Annotated in this window: 12 protein-coding genes and 1 pseudogene; 5 read left to right on the top strand and 8 right to left on the bottom strand. The window is 33.0% G+C overall.

The window, feature by feature from the left end:
* Positions 1-13 precede the first annotated feature (13 nt).
* The 3 genes from WH188_RS03770 to WH188_RS03760 are packed head-to-tail and all read left to right on the top strand — an operon-like array spanning position 14 to position 2,151.
* Positions 14-499 carry a hypothetical protein gene (locus WH188_RS03770; protein WP_339423302.1) on the top strand — a complete coding sequence of 162 codons (486 nt, stop codon included), beginning with the start codon at positions 14-16 and terminating at the stop codon, positions 497-499.
* An 11-nt stretch (positions 500-510) separates the two neighbouring features.
* A complete protein-coding gene (locus WH188_RS03765) occupies positions 511-1,911 on the top strand; it encodes an HNH endonuclease (protein ID WP_339423301.1) in 1,401 nt (466 codons plus the stop codon).
* Between the two features lie 6 nt (positions 1,912-1,917).
* Positions 1,918-2,151 carry a hypothetical protein gene (locus WH188_RS03760; RefSeq protein WP_339423300.1) on the top strand — a complete coding sequence of 78 codons (234 nt, stop codon included), beginning with the start codon at positions 1,918-1,920 and terminating at the stop codon, positions 2,149-2,151.
* A 156-nt stretch (positions 2,152-2,307) separates the two neighbouring features.
* On the opposite strand, the gene WH188_RS03755 is transcribed toward WH188_RS03760, so the two are convergent.
* From WH188_RS03755 to WH188_RS03725, 7 genes and pseudogenes are all read right to left on the bottom strand, one after another.
* Positions 2,308-5,517: a DEAD/DEAH box helicase family protein gene (locus WH188_RS03755; RefSeq protein WP_339423299.1), complete on the bottom strand. Its 3,210-nt coding sequence runs from the start codon at positions 5,515-5,517 to the stop codon at positions 2,308-2,310.
* 5 nt (positions 5,518-5,522) lie between these two features.
* A complete protein-coding gene (locus WH188_RS03750; RefSeq protein WP_339423298.1) occupies positions 5,523-5,957 on the bottom strand; it encodes a hypothetical protein in 435 nt (144 codons plus the stop codon).
* A 5-nt stretch (positions 5,958-5,962) separates the two neighbouring features.
* Positions 5,963-6,397 carry a helix-turn-helix transcriptional regulator gene (locus WH188_RS03745; RefSeq protein ID WP_339423297.1) on the bottom strand — a complete coding sequence of 145 codons (435 nt, stop codon included), beginning with the start codon at positions 6,395-6,397 and terminating at the stop codon, positions 5,963-5,965.
* Between the two features lies 1 nt (position 6,398).
* Entirely contained in the window at positions 6,399-6,926 is a 528-nt protein-coding gene (locus WH188_RS03740) for a hypothetical protein (RefSeq protein ID WP_339423296.1), read from the bottom strand.
* A gap of 36 nt (positions 6,927-6,962) precedes the next feature.
* Positions 6,963-9,992 (bottom strand): site-specific DNA-methyltransferase, encoded by a 3,030-nt coding sequence (locus tag WH188_RS03735; protein WP_339423295.1) that lies wholly within the window; start codon positions 9,990-9,992, stop codon positions 6,963-6,965.
* Positions 9,993-9,998: 6 nt separating this feature from the next.
* Positions 9,999-12,746 (bottom strand): SNF2-related protein, encoded by a 2,748-nt coding sequence (locus WH188_RS03730; RefSeq protein ID WP_339423294.1) that lies wholly within the window; start codon positions 12,744-12,746, stop codon positions 9,999-10,001.
* Between the two features lie 207 nt (positions 12,747-12,953).
* A pseudogene (locus tag WH188_RS03725) lies at positions 12,954-14,041 on the bottom strand (IS3 family transposase).
* 347 nt (positions 14,042-14,388) lie between these two features.
* Between WH188_RS03725 and WH188_RS03720 the strand changes: the two are divergent.
* Both WH188_RS03720 and WH188_RS03715 read left to right on the top strand, forming a co-directional pair.
* Positions 14,389-15,324 carry a restriction endonuclease gene (locus WH188_RS03720; RefSeq protein ID WP_339423293.1) on the top strand — a complete coding sequence of 312 codons (936 nt, stop codon included), beginning with the start codon at positions 14,389-14,391 and terminating at the stop codon, positions 15,322-15,324.
* A 119-nt stretch (positions 15,325-15,443) separates the two neighbouring features.
* On the top strand, positions 15,444-15,830 hold the full coding sequence (locus tag WH188_RS03715) for a hypothetical protein (protein ID WP_339423292.1): 387 nt from the start codon (positions 15,444-15,446) through the stop codon (positions 15,828-15,830).
* Between the two features lie 328 nt (positions 15,831-16,158).
* Here the strand turns inward: WH188_RS03715 and WH188_RS03710 are convergent, their stop codons facing one another.
* Complete coding sequence (locus WH188_RS03710; RefSeq protein WP_339423291.1) at positions 16,159-16,974, bottom strand: hypothetical protein; 816 nt, start codon at positions 16,972-16,974, stop codon at positions 16,159-16,161.
* Between the last annotated feature and the right edge of the window lie 1,538 nt (positions 16,975-18,512).

Genomic DNA, 18,512 nt, shown 5'->3' with positions numbered 1-18,512 from the left:
AGATTTAGTTAATATGAATAGCCAATTTACATTACCCAACTTTCCGGACTCAACCTTTGAAATAGAAGTTTTATTTTGGACAGGTAAGCAGATATTATACAAAGACGAAGTACTCGTGGAGCGATCAGTTGAAATAGGTAAACCATTTTTAATACCTGATAGCAATGGAAAAATTGTGAAAGCATATCCAAAATCTGCATTTCCTGACATCATACCTGTTTTAGAAATTAATGATGTAAAATATAGTATCGTCGAAAGATTGCCCTGGTACCAAATGGCATTCGCCCTCCTACCCTTTTTACTGGCCTTTATTGGTGGTGGTGCTTTAGGTGCCGTATTAGCTGGTGTAATTGGAGCTGTTGCCTCCTTATTGAATATAGTAATATTGAGAAATGACCAATTTGGAAAAATCAAATACCTATATGTGATAAACGTAACACTTATAGCATATGCATCTTATTTTTTCTACGAAGCAATGATTAAAGAGTGGATTAGTTAGAAAAAAATAAAATGGGAAAACTACGTGAAAAAATGGTTGAAATAGCAGCATTTTCAAACCTTATAAAACAAGCTGTTAGTGATAATGATAAATTATTTGACATTATTCAATCGATAAAACCAGAAACAAAAGATCGATTATACAATAAATATATAAATTCAAAAGGTCCTGTAACTAGCATTCGTAAAGATTTGGCGAGTCAACTTAAAGAGGGTTCAATTAATAGATTAGCTATCAATCAGAGTTTTGCTAGCGGTAAAAAAGAGTTTCCTAAGAAATTCACCCAATATAAAAATCTTTTTTCAATCCTTTATCCATTCCTCACTTCCGAAAAAAATAATTTAGTTTATGAGACGTTTTATGATTTGACAGAATCTCTTCGTATAGACTTGAATATTATGTCTACAACTTCTGTCAAAACAGTAGCGTTTGATGGTGCTCGTAATACTGGAAGTGAACGTGTCTGGTTTGCCATATTTAATAAAAATCATCAAAATCAAAAAACAGCTAAACAATTATTTCTGTCATTTGACGATGATTATGTATGGTATGCATTGTATGATAGACCTAATGATAAGATTCTTTCTAGCGAGAGAGAAGCAGTTCCAGAATTTAAATATGGTAATGTATTAAGTTTTTTTAAAGAACATGTTGAAGTAATTTTGAAAGATACAAATGGTCTTATAAATAGCTCTAACATTATCTCTGCAGCTTCGACTGAAGAAATCCTTTTTAAAAATTGGCTCCTAGATAACCATATTCAGATAACTAGACCAGAAAAATATGTAAGCGCGGTAAAAACTATTTCAAATGATCTTAAAGGTACAATAGCTATCGACTCTATCTATAATATCAAAGATATAAGTGAGTTAAAAAAAATCCAGACATTATATAATGAAACTCCCGATTTAATCGCTAAAAATTCCAGAGGAAATAGTATGTATAGTAGGGCATTGGATTTGTACATTGAATATATTTCAGATGATCAAAATACGACATCAAAAGATATCATTGAAATTATTAACAATGATCAAAGTCCAAAAGAAAAAGAGATACTAATTCTAGCACGCATTGGTCAAGGTCAATTTCGAAAGAAACTTATCGAAATCTGGAATGGATGTTCAATTTCAAACTATACAGATGTATCACTATTAATTGCGTCACATATTAAACCTTGGTGCAAATGTGAAAATCATGAGAAAATAGACCCTAACAACGGTCTACTCCTGCTTCCTAACTATGATAAACTATTTGACAGGGGGTATATTTCATTTGATGAAGATGGGTTTATAATAATTTCAAAACGATTGGATAAACCAGAGATATTTGGAATTACAAATAACATGAACATAGAATTAACGGAAGACAACAAGCGGTATATGAAATACCACAGAGAAGAAGTATTTAAATAGAAGCATATGAATGATTTTTACCGAACTCTATTAAACAACAGCATTAAAAAGGCTCTTGCAGATGCAGATACTGCAAGTAAAATTAATCACCCTTATCTTATTGGAAAACTAAGAGAATTGTTTATCGATAGTTTACTTCAGCCTAAAAAATACATTGTTCATCTTTTGGGTCAAACTAATTGTTCAAATTTTGCTCCACGAAGATTGTTTTTGTCCCATCGTATCAAAGAAAATGTTTAAGGTTCAGCACCTACTGGTAATCTTGCTATTAGCAGATTCCTTAAACTTCACTAAATTGCTAAACATTTCCATTTATTTGGATTATGGAATAAAAGAATTAAGCTGCCAAAACTAGTTTTGGCAGCTTTTAGAAGCTAACCCAGCTACAGTATACCCTTAGTTCAATATTCGTTCAATATAAGCTCCTACATTCTCTTTCTGAAAATACACATGTTGTTCGTTCAACGCTTCGATGCTTAATTTATCTTTCCATTGAACTTCCAAATACGAGCTATTAGAAACAATATATGAATCCAATTCAATACCAGCATGAGCCACTTGCGGCTGTATCTTTTCCTTCAGCACCTTATGGAACTGAATCTTAGGATCATTGATACCTTTAGAATTACGAATACCCTTAGGATCAATAAACTTAATAAACTGCTTATCATCTTTTATTATCCAAAGGATAAAATCAGGGTAGAAATTATTGCCATCTGTGAAGAAACCCAATCCCTTCTTACTTTGATTCCGTAAGACATGAACTTCAGTATCCTTTAATTTGTCTTGATGCCTCAGTGTATAGTCTACCAAATCATCTAAGAACTGCTTTTCTGAAGCATCCAATGCTATTGGACTCACTTGAATCTTATTCTGATAATCTTTCCCTAAATAAACTAATGGCTTATACAAATGAAGTAAATTATCAAAAGCACTAGCCTCATTAGCAATTCGGATATTTGTAAAAGCAGGATCTACAACAGATGATTTTAACTCATCAATTTTCTGTTGAAACTGCTCTACATCTTCATCTGTATTTAATCTAAAATCATATTCCAAAACAAAGTTCTCATCAGCTCCTTGGAGTTGAATAGCTTCAACATGATCTGAATGGAAATCATTTTTATGGTACAAATAGTATTGTTCAATATACTTTTTCAATAAAGCAATAGCCAGCTCCTGCCAAATAGCAACATTACTATACTGATTAAAACCGAGTTTATGTGCCGGAACCAAAAGTCTATACCAGAAGCTATTTTTTAAAATAGTTTGTAGCGATTCCAAATTAACAGAAAGATTATGATACGCTTTATCTGCCTTAAAATGCTGAATAGCCATATAAATAGCATTCCAATTTAAAAAGCTTAAATGCAGCTCTGACAAAACACCTTCATGCTTCCGTATCGCTGTGCTTGAAGATTTTTTCTCCATTACATCAATCTTAGGATACCAGTCCAGTTCAACAATCTTATTATCAAACATCGCTAAATTTAGATGCAAAGGAACAATGACCTTTCGTTTAAAATTTTCAGAATCTTTGACAGCGATTAACTTCAATTTATTCTGATGAACGATATCTTTTTGAACGGTCGGTACTTTAATCGTGATCCAAGATGAATCATTAACAGGCAATCCTTCTTCTTCCAAGAACTGTTTAAATTGCTCCATATAATCCGCTTTTATACCGAAAATCTGTAGCGTTTCCAAATGTCTTAGAATAGACTTCGTTTGTTTTACATCAGCAGGCTTTTGATAATCATCTAAACCTGAAGAACGTTTTAATGAAAAATTATACCCTTTTAGTCGTACACCTCGTCCAAACAACTGAATGATCTGCGAGCCTTCACTCTTACCTACATTCATCAATCCCATAGAAGAAACTCGCCACGATGACCAACCTTCTGAGAACTTCTTAGATCCAATTAATAGATTTATAGGAGAAGTATCTTCATTAATAGATTTAAAGAGGGAATCCGAAAAATCACGATCTCCTCCCAGTAATTGATTATCAATTGCCAATTGATGTAGCGTTTTCTCATCACCCACATTAACAACACCAAAATAGTCATTATCTCCCACACGCAAACCTAACTCCCCATCAGCACCTTTCAGATTATCTAAATATAGATTTGCGCCTATAGTCGAATTATTGAATACAAGAGCATTGATTTGATTAAAAATCGTACCTGCATCCAAATTTTGATTCACCAAATAACTAAAAGATGTTTCAAAAATAGAATAACCATTCTTATCAACTAAGCCGGCCGTATTCTGAACAACTGCTTCTATATGTTGTATGGAAACAGCAGGATTTTTCAAGAAATCAGCGAAGAAATTGATAATTTCTAATACATCAGATACTATCAACTTTTCTTCTTTTGTTAACTTTTCAATTTTCTTTTTACCTACCACAGTTGATCCCACAAATACCCAAAGCGGCTTATGCAACAAAAAATCACGCAACTGATTTTTCTGTTCCTTATAAACCAATTGCTGTTGAAAGAAAGAAACCAAATTGGCTGTTAAGTACAATTTACGATATTGCTCATCGTCTCCCTTGAGATTTAAGATTCGATAATCCTTACCATAACCATCTTCATAGAAATACTTATACGAGTAATCGAATAGAATACTCTTCGCATACTCTTGCGTAAACCGCGTTTTCTTTACACCAGCTGCCGCATTGATAGCTTGACCAAAGGTTGCCGAATATTCAAACGCAAAACCTGTTTCACTTAATTGATCACGATATTTTTTCCAAGTGTCACCAGACATCCCACCATGACCTTCATCAATCAATACTAAGTTGTCCGTTTCAAAACTCTCAACAGCCACCGTTTTATCTCCACTGGTCTCGGACAACTTAGTAATCTCAAGTATTTCTACCTCTTTACCCGAAAACATCCCTGGACTGTTCTTCGCAAAGATATTGGCTCTGATATCGGATAATTTAAATTCTTCTATATGCTGTTTCGTTAAACCTTCATTGGGCGTAATCAACAACACCTTATTTTGATGATGTTGATTATATTGATTTGCATAATGTAAATACTGCTTAATATTGACATGCATCAACAAGGTCTTCCCCGAACCAGTAGCATTCCAAAAAGCTAATTTATTCAAACCTTCCAAAGTGAATGGCTCCGCAATAAATAAATCTTTTGATTTCTTTTTCCCAGCTGCAGCCTCTGCCTGCTTTAGATTAAACTTTTTTACAAACTCGTTTAAATCTGCTAATAATTTTATTTTATTCTGAAAGTATTTATCCAGATACACCTCTGCAAACAAAAGAGACAAGTATTGAAAATACTTCCAAATGATTTGCTCACCACGTTTTTCTGATATCTGCTTAGTAAAGCGCACGATATTTTCATCATACGTCTGTAACATCGTCGCTGTGATTTGCTCCGAATTATACAGATGACTGATCAAAGTTTGTAAGTATCGGGTATTTCCTTCTTCAGTATAGCCTTCGTTTATAGATAGCTTTAGTTCCGAAAAGATTTCTACTCCTTTTTTTCCTGTTATTTTTTTACCAATACTTTCTATTCCGAATAAAGACAATAGATATTTATTCAGAACCAGTTTATCATGAAAACCTGCCATACTGATTACAATTTAATATGGATATTTTCTATAAACATTTTATCTACATCTACTAAACCAATAATGAATTTATTAAATTCTGTATTCTTAGTATTTGAAAACAATACACCACGAGCAGTACCCGTAGTTAACATTGCTAAATGTTTTCCAAAACTAAATGGCAATACGACTTCATCGTCTGCTAATAATTTGTCTTGAAATACTTGTTTTTCGATTTCAAAATAACACGTAATTTCTAATTTTACTAATGGCTGATTTTGTTTGTGTAAAACAAATTCCATAGCCAAAGCAATTATATTGTTTGCTGCATCGGCACCAAAACCGAAACCAATTTGTTGCTGAATAGGTTCTGCGACAGCAAGTGTCTCTTCAAAAATAGAAAATTGATTTTCTTCTACTTTAACTATTTTAAAAGGTATTGGCAACTTTTTTGAACTCATACTGTTTATGCCGTTTGATAGTTATTTTCATAAAGTCTATCATCACTCATTGTAATTATAGGCTTTAACTGTTTAATAGATGTTGTAATCGAATAATCTTCTGAATATTTGAATTTCGCTCCTTCCCTAATTGCTTCTGCCTTTGGAGTTGCTACGGTAATAAGATCAATAGCTAATACTTTACTTAACAACACTAATGTTTCTAAAGTAAAGTTTTCGTTTCCTTTTACCCATTTGTTCACTTGCTGAGGCGAAACTTCCATTTTTTCAGCTAAATCTTTTTGTTTCCAACTTAACTCATCTAAGCGGGATAAAATAGAAATTGCTATTCTATTAGAAATTCTTGTGTAAGCTTTCTTCGCAATTCTTGCCTTTGCTCTTTCTACGGTCTTTGTTTCTTCTTTAGATACTAAAGCTAAAAACTTTTCTTTGTTCGTCATTTTAATTTTCGTTTAGAAATTCAAAAAATGATTCTCTGTCGTAAATGCCCATTTCTTTTAAGTAATCTTGGGCTTTATTTAATTTTTGTAATTCTACTTTTGTATGATCTTTATCCTCCATTAAATGCTGTAAGGGTAACTTAATGGCTCCACCTGTTATTACAAAAGTATCCTCGTCTATTTTAATTGCATATATTCTCAAACAAAATTGTCTTCCTTTTTGTAAGGATAAAATTCTTGCCCCACTTTCTAAGTTATGTAAAGGTTTGAAAAAGTGACTAAGTAATTTATCTTCTGTTTCAGTTATATCAATTAAAGTTTTATCTATTTCTATAGCATCATCTATAATATACCCCGCAATTTGAGAAATGGTTCTATGTTTTGGAATATCCTGTTTATTCTCTTTTAGGAAATTGTAAACATATTCCATATCCCCCCATAGATCTAATAACCTATCGTATTCATTATCTGCTTCTCCAGCATAACGAAAAGCGAATAATCTTTCTGCAAATATATCAACTATTTCCATGAAATCAACTTATAAGTTTATTTTATTATGCTAATTTTACAATTCTGAAATATTAAACATTTGCTTAAAGAAGGCTTCTTCTATAGATTTCACTTTAAAAACATCATCTCCTGTACGCATATTCTCAAAATGATGATCTCCGTTGATATAGATTTGGCCAAACTCTGACGAGCGAACACCATCATACAATTTACGGAATACCGTAGCAACCTCATCATGCGATGTAGTTTCAGTATTACGCCAAATGATTAAAGTTTTCTCACCTTCTCGTGTTTTTCCTTCTACGACTTTAATATCTTTGATACGCTGTACACGAGATACATACATACCGATAAGATAATTAAAGGTTTCCACCAAATCTACGTTTGTAGGCACCAACTCATTGTTTTCTGTTACCTTTAATTGATAATTGAACGGATTTTTGAACAGTTGAATATTAAACAAATGATCTTGTATTTCTACATCCAACATATAGTTTAGTAAATACTCTTCTTGTCCTGCTTCGCTAAAATTCAATAAACCCTCTGGTTGTTTTAACACCAAATTATTTAAAGCATCTTCATAGCTTTCTAACACATGGTATTTGAATATCTGCGATATTCCAGCTTTATCCTGTGGCTTACCGTCCTTCCAATTATCAGTATAGGTAACCCTTTTAATTCGGTATTTTAATGTACTATCAAAGTAACTACCCATATCTACTAAAATATACTTGTATTTTTTTGCTGTAGATTTTTTATTTAACTGTAGTATAGAATGTCCTAAAGTACCTGAGCCAGCAAAGTAATCCAGAATAATTGGATTATCTTGATGTTTAGTTAAACTTTCAATTAGATACTTTGTTTCAATCAAAGGTTTTGGATTTGGAAATTCAATTCCTAAATCTTTAAATAATTTATCATCACTTCCTCCTAAATAATATAATGAACTTAAATTTTCGGTTAAATTATCCCTCAACAAATATTTTCTTCTTGGCTGTGTAGATTCATCTTTACCAAATACAATTAAATTCTTGTCTAATAGATTCTTCATAGATACAGAAGGATACCTCCATCCCTTATTTGGAATAGGACAATCTTTTTTAGTAATAGGATGTATTAATGGAATAAAATAATCTTCTGGTGCTTTTTCTTTATTAGGCCACGACATTGATACTGCCTGGAACGGTTCTCCATCATCATCTAATGTATTATATGCTCTTTCACCCCCTGAAAGCAATCCGTGTTGCTTAACAAATTGTTTATATTCCTTTTTTGCTTCTTCCGTTACGCCTTTATGTTTTTTTACAATTGAAGCTGCTTTTTTTAATAATTCTTCTGCGTTATTTTTATCCTTAACTAAGAAGTTTTCAATTGATTTTGATATATTGAAATTTTTATTGGCAATTTGAATGTATTCGTGTTGAGTAGCAATACCTTTGGCATCACCTTTAGGATTTCTTTTATCCCAAGTAATTTTACCTAAGTTATTTTCGTCACCAAAAACAATATTAACAAGCTTACTAAGATTCACATCTTCATTTTCATCAATATTGATAGAAATATTTCCAGAATCATTAAGTAAATATTTTCCTAATTCCAATCTTTCTTTCATAAATGATAACCAAGATGAGCTTTTAAACGAATCTTTATATATAAAGCCATCTCCTCCTGTATTATATGGAGGATCAATTATCTCAGCTGATATTTTCTCCTGATACTTTTCTTGCATCACATTCAATGCTTGGAAATTCTCAGAATTGATTAATACACCGTTGGTTTCTTCATCTAAATCGTCAAACTCGGCTAATAGTTTGTCTTTGAATTCTTCGGAGAAGTGTTTGGTATCAAGCACTAAATAGGGCTCGTTCCCCAGGGTCTCGAGAGCCTCGCCCTCCGATGATGGAATAGTAACATCGAATAACACTTTCCATTCATCCAATTGGGCTTGGTTGGCTACAATTTCAGAATAGTATTTTTCTGGGATACGATCTATCGTAATACAATAATTTGTAGCAATAACAAACTTCTTCTTCAGCCACAGTTTCTTTTGAAAATCTTCTATCTGTGCCAAGAATGCTATAATCTTACTTGCTACCGTTTTTAAGGCTTTTATCTTTGACAATTGAGCCGTAAAATGTGCTGGATTTTCAGTATTGATATCATCAATAAACAGGACTTCGTTTTTAATGTAGAAATCCAATTCACGCGATAAAAATCCACCCAAATCTTTATGAATAAAATAATCAAAACTATTACGGGAGATGAAGTCATTCAAATGCTTTTCTACCAGCGTACGACTTTTGTTTTTCTCCGTTGGTGCTTTATCAAAGGCTAAAGCAAATTCAGCAGGAATGTTGTTTTGGATTACCTCAAAAGCTTTGGTTGCCAAATCCGCCTGCTTTACTGTTTTTTTATGTTGTTCGTAAGTAAAGTTGATGTATAATGCTCCATCAATTACTTCTACTGGTTCTTCTTCATATATCGCAAAACGACGTTCTGCATCACCTTGTGTTTTATTGTTATTTTGCTCGGTTGATGCTTCCTTTAGTTGGAAATGAACTTTCTTACCATTTTTTAAATTGAAGGTGTAATTCTTCAAATATTCAGATGTTTTGATATAATACTGGTCATGGTTCGCCCAATGCAATTTCACTTCTTCGCCTTCGTACGGAATAGCATAGACATCTTTCTTATAGCGACGTAAGGAAATGAAGTCACCATCTTTATAATAACGCTTAAAGAAATTTGCTAAATGCGAAAATACCTCTTGTTCTAGGGCATTGGTATCAATAGCATTTTCTAATTGACTTTTTAAGGCAATATAATTAGGTGCTGTTTCCCTAGCTACGCCAGCGGCATCAAGTGCAGCACCCATTTTGTCTAATTCTGCTTGAATACTTACACCATCTTTGGATTGCGTAAGCGCTAAAATGGATTTGATATCTTGTGGCAAATGCCGGTCTATAAAATCCATCACTTGTCCCCGTTTCTGATTCATAATGCGATAGATTCCGAAATCTAAATCCGCCTTATCCATCTCAAATATTTCCTTTAAAACTTCTTGAAGCTTATTATAATTATTCATTGGATATTATATCAATTCAAAAGAAATGGTAAACACTTCTTCTTCTGTTATTGTTCTGTTTAACTTTTGTTTGGCTTCTGCAATCAATTGATCACGTTCTTCGTCGATTTCGTCTTCTCGATCAAACATTTCACGCTTCAATCGGCTTACTTTTCTTTTTGCTTTTGCAAGATATTCTTGTAATTGCAATGCTTCACTAGATGATAATCCTTCTTGCATCGCTTTTCGGTCTATCTCTTTTTCTTCCCTCCTGGCATCTTTTAACTCATTCTCTAAATAGAAAATACGATCATCCGCCCAGTTATTAAATTTCTTAAACTCTCGCTGCATCAACAATGCATCGGTATCTTCTAAGTGACTAAGGCGACTTGTTTTAACTTTTAAATGTAATTCTTCTATATCGATATCATGCTGCAAGTTATTTGCTAAAACAGAAGAAGGTAAACCTAATATATAGCGGCAAATATCATCATTTAAAACCTCATTTGCTTCTGTAGAACCCGAAAAAAGCAATACGCTATGACTTTCAATCACTGAATTAACTTCTAAGTTACTGATTTTCAATACGCCTTTTTTTGATTTAAGTTTATCAACTGCTGAATTATTCACTTTAGCTGAACTCAAATTAAACTCTAAATGTGCTGCAGGTGTTTCTTCACTTTTAGCCTGACCAATAATTCTTTGTGCTACAGGACCATTAACCAAGAAGCGTTTAGCGTCTTCTCGCTTCTTATTCAGAGTATACGTTTCTCCGTTATCCAGAATAAAACTAAAATCATCGTAAATGAATTTTGCTTTGTTTTTAAGATAAAACCTGGTCAATTCCCAAAGCCATTTCTCAAATTTCTCTATAAAAACTTTTGTTTCTGAAAGGGATATTTTCAACTTATCAATCACACTGGCTTCAAAATGATCAAACAGCTTTGATTGTACAGCCTTTACTTTTTGATCAATTTCTTCTTCAAAGTCCTTTTGGAGCTGATTAAAATAGTTTTCAATTTCTTCCTTGGTACGACATTGCTTATAAATCTCAATGATTCGCTTTTCAAAGTCAACACCACTTTCAATACTTCCTAAAACCTCATCTGAAGAACCAAAAACACCTTCAAATAATTTAAATTTAGAATCTAACAATTCAAATACTCTGGCTTCAACAATATTAGAAGCATTTAAAAAGTTTACTACAACTACATCAAACTCTTGTCCATAACGGTGACATCTACCAATGCGCTGTTCTACACGTTGCGGATTCCAGGGCAAATCATAGTTCACGATCATACTACAGAACTGTAAATTAATTCCTTCAGCAGCGGCTTCAGTAGCAATCATAATGTCATAATCATCACTTCTAAAAGCATCAACCAAAGCTTGACGAATATCCACTGCCTTAGAGCCAGTAATCTTCCGCGCATTTTTATCGTCTGATAACCAATCTCTATAAATCTGACTGGAAATCGAATCACTATTATTCCCGTTGAATAAAAGAATTTTACCTTGATATTTCTCTTTCGACAAGCGTTCAAACAAATATTGCTGTGTTCTGGTTGATTCAGTAAAAATTAAAGCTTTTTGCTTTGCTCCAACTTCATGTAACTTTTCAAACCCTTTATCTAAAGCAACTAATAGCTTTTCGCCTTTTGCATTATGTTCAATAGAATTAGCTAATGTAAGAAAATTTTCGAGCTGTTTAATTTCTTCCTCTATAGCAATTTTATCCTCGATAGTTATTTCTGGACGATCATCTAACTCGTCTTCATCTAACTCGTCAACTTCGTCATTTAAATTTTCATATTCTTCCAAAAACAGCTCATAAAAATCGTCTTCGACAATTTTTGCATCTTCCAACAATTGCTTCAATCGCTTTAATAAAGCTTCTAAAGTTCTACCAATAGCAAAACTAGAAGAGCCTAATAGTTTAAAAATAACAGATTGCATCAAATGTTTTTGTGCAGGCGGAAAAGCATAGGTATTATCCTGTCGTAAATAATCTAATACATGATCATATAAAGCCTGTTCTTCTGCAGATGGAGTAAATTGCTCTGTAATGGGAAAACGATCACGATAATTAATAAATTCTTTCACATCACGTCTTAGCGTCCTATGAACAACACTTTCAAGACGCTGTTTTAAACCTTCTGTATCTTGTTGACCAGATTCCAACACATAATTACGTCTAAAAGACTTAATATCTCCAAATATTTCAGGATCTATAAAAGAAACAAGACCATACAACTCATCCAATTTATTCTGTAATGGTGTAGCTGTTAGTAGTACCTTTTTATAATCACGAATAGCATTTTGAATAGTTTGTGCTGTGACATTACCATATTTATAGGCATTACGTAAGTAATGTGCCTCGTCTAAGACCACCAAGTCCCATGAAGTCAATTGAATTTCCTCTGCTTTTTTTCTAGCAAATTGGTAACTGCATATTTTGATCGTTTTGCCATCATCAAAAGGATTTTTGATTCCTTTTTTGGTTTTTTTATTAAACGATATTATATCTAAAACCTCAGATTCCAAAGAAAACTTATCCTCCAATTCGTTTACCCATTGTTTACGTAAAGAAGATGGACATATAATCAAAATTTTGCGTTTGCCTTCCGCCCATTTTTGACTCAATAATATTCCTGCTTCAATCGTTTTCCCTAATCCTACCTCATCTGCAAGAATAGCTCCTTTAGAATAAGGTGATTTAAACGCAAAAAGTGCAGCTTCTACTTGATGAGGGTTTAATTCTACTTTTGCATCCATTAAGGTTGCTCCAAATTTCTCAGCGTTATCTGATGCCGCTTTTTTTGATAATTCGTAAGCGTAATATTTAGCCTGGTATTGGTTAATCATATTAAATTTGACTTATGATGATTTCTAATAACAACGATTATAATAAGTTGACTGAATATACTCAAATTAGAGACATTTAAATACGGAAAACTGTAATAAAGTGACCTCCTCCAAATTTCAACAGCATTGTAAATTAGAAAAATTTGCTGTTTTGTCCTGTTTTTCAATAAACATTTCAGGTGTTAAATCCCTTAAACAGTATGGGGTCTGAAGGTGTTATATTCGTTTCTCCAGTCTTCAATTTTCAGCTTAGCATCCTCCAACGAAAGGAACCAATTGGTGTTTAAGCATTCGTCTCGGAAGCTTCCGTTGAACGACTCAATATACGCATTATCAGTTGTTTTTCCAGGTCTGGAGAAAACGAGTTCAACTTTTTGTTCGTAGGCCCACCTGTCCATTTCTTTTGATATAAACTCAGACCCATTATCCACTTGAATTTTCTTTGGTTTAGTTCCTTTAAACAACCTCATTTCTTCCAGAACTTCTACAATCTGATAGCCTTCTATACCCTGTCCAACATGGATTACCATGCATTTGCGACTATAATTATCCACTATAGTTAAGCAACGGATTTTCTTCCCGTCGAACAGTGCGTCCGCGACAAAGTCCATACTCCAGCAGTCATGTAAATTGGAAAATGAACGTCTTTCAGAACGATGAGAGGCTGCTCTGCAGCGTCTAGGGCGTTTACTCCTTAAGTTCAGACCTTCTTCCTTATAGATCCGATAAACACGTTTATGATTGTCAGACCAGCCTTCGCGACGTAAAAGAATATAAACACGCCAGAGCCCATAACGTACCCGTGCTTCGGCTATAGTACGTATCCTTAAGCGTAATGAAAGATCTTCGCGGCGGCGGGCTTTATAGTACCAAACAGAAGTGCTTAGTAGTGATACCTCGCATGCTTTCCGCAATGAAACGCGATAGTCAGCAACTAATCCCTTCAATATTTTTCTGCGCTGAGAAGGTCTTAATACTTTTTTTTAACACATCCTGCAACATCTGCTTATCCAAACTCAGATCTGCAACAAGTTTCTCCAGCTGAGCATTTTCTTGTTCTAGTTGGTGCAGCTTTCGAAGTTCGGAGATACCCAGACCTCCGTATTTTTTCTTCCAATTGTAGAATGTCGCCTCACTGACACCCGGGTACCCGTCTCAGACTGCTTAATCGCAAAGGCGATTTGAGCTTCGGTAAACCGACCCAAGGGAGCTCATGCGAAGCATAATTTCGATCTTTTCGTCGTTTTTCCTCCTATTTAAAATTAGTAATTCTATCCGGAATTCCCTACCTTTAAATACTCAAGTTTTTAGGGAGGAGGTCAAGGTCAAAGGAGGTTAAGATTACATAGATTACAATAGTAATAAAATCTAGGCTTTATAATCTGATAACGCGAATATAGATTTTCAGCTTAATTTTTTTATGTGTTTTTAGAAAGGAAACCTTTCCTGCAAAAAATCAATCCTTTAACGAAAAGATGGTATTTTCAAGAAAAAAAATTTATTGAGATATTTTTGAATTAAAATAATTACTATTGTATTTTAAAGAAGAACAATGAAGGCACTGCCATTACCTAAACACGATGAGTTGCGCGTTCCGATTATGGAACTATTGAATACTAAGGGGACAATGAAACTTCGTGATTTCGTTGAACCATTAGCAGGACATTATAAACTCTCTGACGATGCAGTAAACGAAATGTACCCTTCTGGAAATGGTCACATTTTCTACGACCGTATTTCTTGGGCGCTGAGCTACCTAAATATGGGAGGACTATTGGATAAGCCGAAACGTGGCGTTTATAACATTAACGAGAAAGGCAAAGATCTGTTATTAACTCCGGAATTGATTGATTCATATATTGACAATGAATTAAAAAAAAGAGAACCTGTAAGAAGTAAAAATAAAAGTGATTTCACTTCAAATATCAAAGAACAATCACTTTCAAATAATACACCCCAAGAAGAATTGTATGCTTCATTTGAAAGCATAAAGGAATCTATTTTTGATGAGATACTGGAAACGATTCTTTCAAAAACACCTGCCGCTTTTGAACAACTAGTTTTACAGCTATTGCAAAAGATGGGATATGGTGGTGCAATAAAGAATTCTGGTTTTTTGACCAAATATTCAAATGACGGAGGTATAGACGGGATTATAAAAGAAGACATCTTAGGATTCGGTAGAATTCACCTGCAAGCCAAACGGTATAAAACAGACTCCATAATTGGAAGAGAAGATATCCAGAAATTTGTCGGAGCTCTGGCTGTAGCACAATCTAATAAAGGAGTATTCATAACAACATCAAGTTTCTCAAAAGGTGCTATTGACTATGCTAATAGTTTAAATGGTTCGACTACCATTATCTTAATAAATGGAAAGCAACTTGCAAGCTATATTTACGAGTATAGTCTAGGTATGCAAGTGGAACAAACGATCGAGATTAAAAAATTAGATGCCGATTATTGGGATTCCATGATAGATGAATAAGATTTTAGATTTTTGACCAATTATATTGCTAATAGTTTTAATATCACTCTAAGCGAGCTCTTAAATATTTGTCTATTTCTCCTATATGTTTTTTATAATATTCTAAAAATAAATCAATTATGGAACACTTTTATTCATGGATAATTTCGTTAGCTAAAGACATTATCACTGCAATTATTGCGAAATATGCAGAAAAACATTTAGACAAAATCTCATTCAAAAAGCTACTTTCAAATCTAAAGGAGTATATAGTTGAGGCTTACAATTCTAGAAGAGGATTAAAAATCCAACTAAAGCCACTATCACCAATATTGATGAAACGATTCAATATTTTTGCGGATCTAGCATTGACGGGTGTATTATTTGTAGCAATTTTTATTGGCGGAATCATCCTACTTTTAGGCATCGGAGCTGAGAAAAACATTTACTTAACTGCATTATTAGCAGCTTCTATACCAATGGCGGTATACATTCCTAGAAAAATGCTATTAAACGATAATTTCTAAAATTAGAATCATTTTTTGACCATAGTGGAATATATAGTACCTTTAAGCCACCATGCTACAAATAACCTGTGCCATAATTGAACATAATAATAAAGTGTTAATCTGTCAACGTTCTGCGACGATGAAGCTTCCGATGAAATGGGAATTTCCGGGTAGTGGGCGGAAGCTGATTTGCCGATTGTACGTGAATATTTGAGCTTATGACTTTTGGAATATTAAGAATCGCTGATAACACAATCGTTAGCAAATAAATTGAAGTAATTGCCTGAAAAGGAATTCTCTAAGCTAATGTCGATAACTTGGAAATAATTCCCACGTCCTTAAATCTTTATTTATCATTTTGTTCAAAAAATGATTTCGCCATATTTCGTATTAAATCTCTATTTTCCTGAGAATTATCGATTGCACTTCGAATATGGGATTCAGGGCCATAGATATCTTCATAAATTGTTGTTTTTTTGAATTTAGCATAATCCCCCTTCATCATGAATAACATGAGCAAAGTATATAAATCATTATTCTCCTTTTTATCCAATTGCTCCAATACAATAGGAATACCTTCTCTAAAATTCAGGGATTCCATCATAAGTAAAGAATTAGTCCCTATAAAGCCATCCTTACTTATAACATTACGCAAAAGATGAAATATGGTATCTCTATGCTGCTTTAAAGCATTCAATTGCCTATCGCTCCACACAAATTCCCTATACTTTCTATAAAAAGTGCCATATAATTGTGGTTCATCTTCCTTTGTTACTATTCTTCCACTACAATTTTGATTATACCATTCATAGTTAATCATGCAATATGTAAATAACTCAGATGGACTTAGACTCTGGAAATTAGGTTGGGCAATAATTGTATTCATACCTCCCCAATGAGGAATCGGATAAAAATATAAAATACTGTCTTTTTCTTCTTTCGCAATATTGACGCTATTTATCATGCTCAAGATTTTCACTAAATGAAAATCAGGAACATTTGATTTGGTCCATTGCTTTATCCAGACTATATCTTTTTCTACCCTTCTTTCAATACTATCATCTGATGTTTGTGCTTGGGAATAACCAATTGACAGGATAGCGAATAATATAAGAATAGAGATATTGAGCAGGCATTTATTTGAAAGATATTTAACCCTCATTCTGACACGGTTTGATACCTTGAAGGTAATCAAAAATATTCATTTTTATTTGTGTTGTAAATATTTGATTACCCCTCTAAATACCTTATTTATATGTAGATTTGAGTTTAAATACACTTTCAGCAGATACATAATCAATCACATAATTAAGCTCAAATTTACGAATGTTGTATAACAAGAAAGTTCAATCTTACTCATATTGAACACAATAACTATTAAACTCACCACTAGTTGTATCATACAGAACTCTCTCCCCTATTTTTCCTCAATGTAACCCAGTCCACTATAATTGAAATAATTGTATCTGAGCTAATCTTTTGTTGCGAAGAAATGGCAATAATCGTATTAAATGATTCCAAAAGAACTAAATAATTCATAATTCCAAGATATTAAATAAAAAAGCCTTTGGTCCGCAAAACCAAAGGCTTCAATATTCATAAAATAATAAGGTAAATTATTGATCTAAAAATAATATGATTTTTTATATTTTCAATGTGTGAAACAAAAAAAAGCTCCAAATGATTATCTGGAGCTTGAATTTTCAGCATTGGGTACTGACTAAATGTATTTGATATGATTGGAAGCTTCCGACGGCTTCAAAATAAAGTTAATGAATTAATTATCAAACCGCAATAGGATTTAAAAATTTATTTTCAAGAGTTCAAAAGCCTTTATTCGCAATGAATAGGGATTTTAAACTAACAATAAAATAGAAAACGATTTTTACACCGTCCTTCCTATCAAGTACAGATTGACTTAGATTCAATCATGTTGTTATGCACAACTTGGAAGAAGAACGTATGCGTATGCTTTCCATGATAGCAAACTGGCAAAAGAGTAAAAAAATCAAGAAAGCTTATTGCACGGAAAATGGGAGATTCAATTCTTTCATTATATGGACCAGTCCCAATCTTATCGTATGAGACTACCTCCGATCCAGAAATTGAAACTACCCATGGAGTAATCTTGAAGAAGCTTTGATTTTTTAAAGATGTCCCTTCTAATGTGGTATTTTGGAATAAGAAAAAAACTTAAAGGAATATTATAACATTATTTAGAAGTTATGAGAATTATTTGTATTTTAACAGTTCTAAACCTAATAACAACAACTTATTTTTTGTTTTTCTTTATTAAAATAGCTATATTAGGAATGATCCACGGTGGATCAGTAATAGGATTTAGTTTTATCGGTAAACAGCTCTAGGATGATATCTTAGAGCTGTTTTTTTTAAATAGTTTTTTACAAAAAAAACAAATGACTATATTAGGAAAAGCTTGTCATAAGAGCTGAAATATTTAGGTAAAATAAAAGTTTAAACAGCTTTAGGCGCCCGCTTAAAGCTGTTTTTTTATGTATGTTGAAAATACTGGAAATCGATAAGTACAAACACTGTTTTTTAATTTTGAGCATTGAACAAAAAAATATTTTTTATAATTTCATCACGAGCTTCAATTATAATTTAGTAATCTACAGATTGCGGGGTTCTATCAGTTTGATAGAACCCTTTTTTATCCTGAAAAAGTTGTAGTTTATTTAT

It is taken from the genome of Sphingobacterium sp. MYb388 (assembly GCF_037479535.1).
GTDB lineage: Bacteria > Bacteroidota > Bacteroidia > Sphingobacteriales > Sphingobacteriaceae > Sphingobacterium > Sphingobacterium anhuiense.
This window is presented reverse-complemented; position numbering and strand designations above follow the sequence as displayed.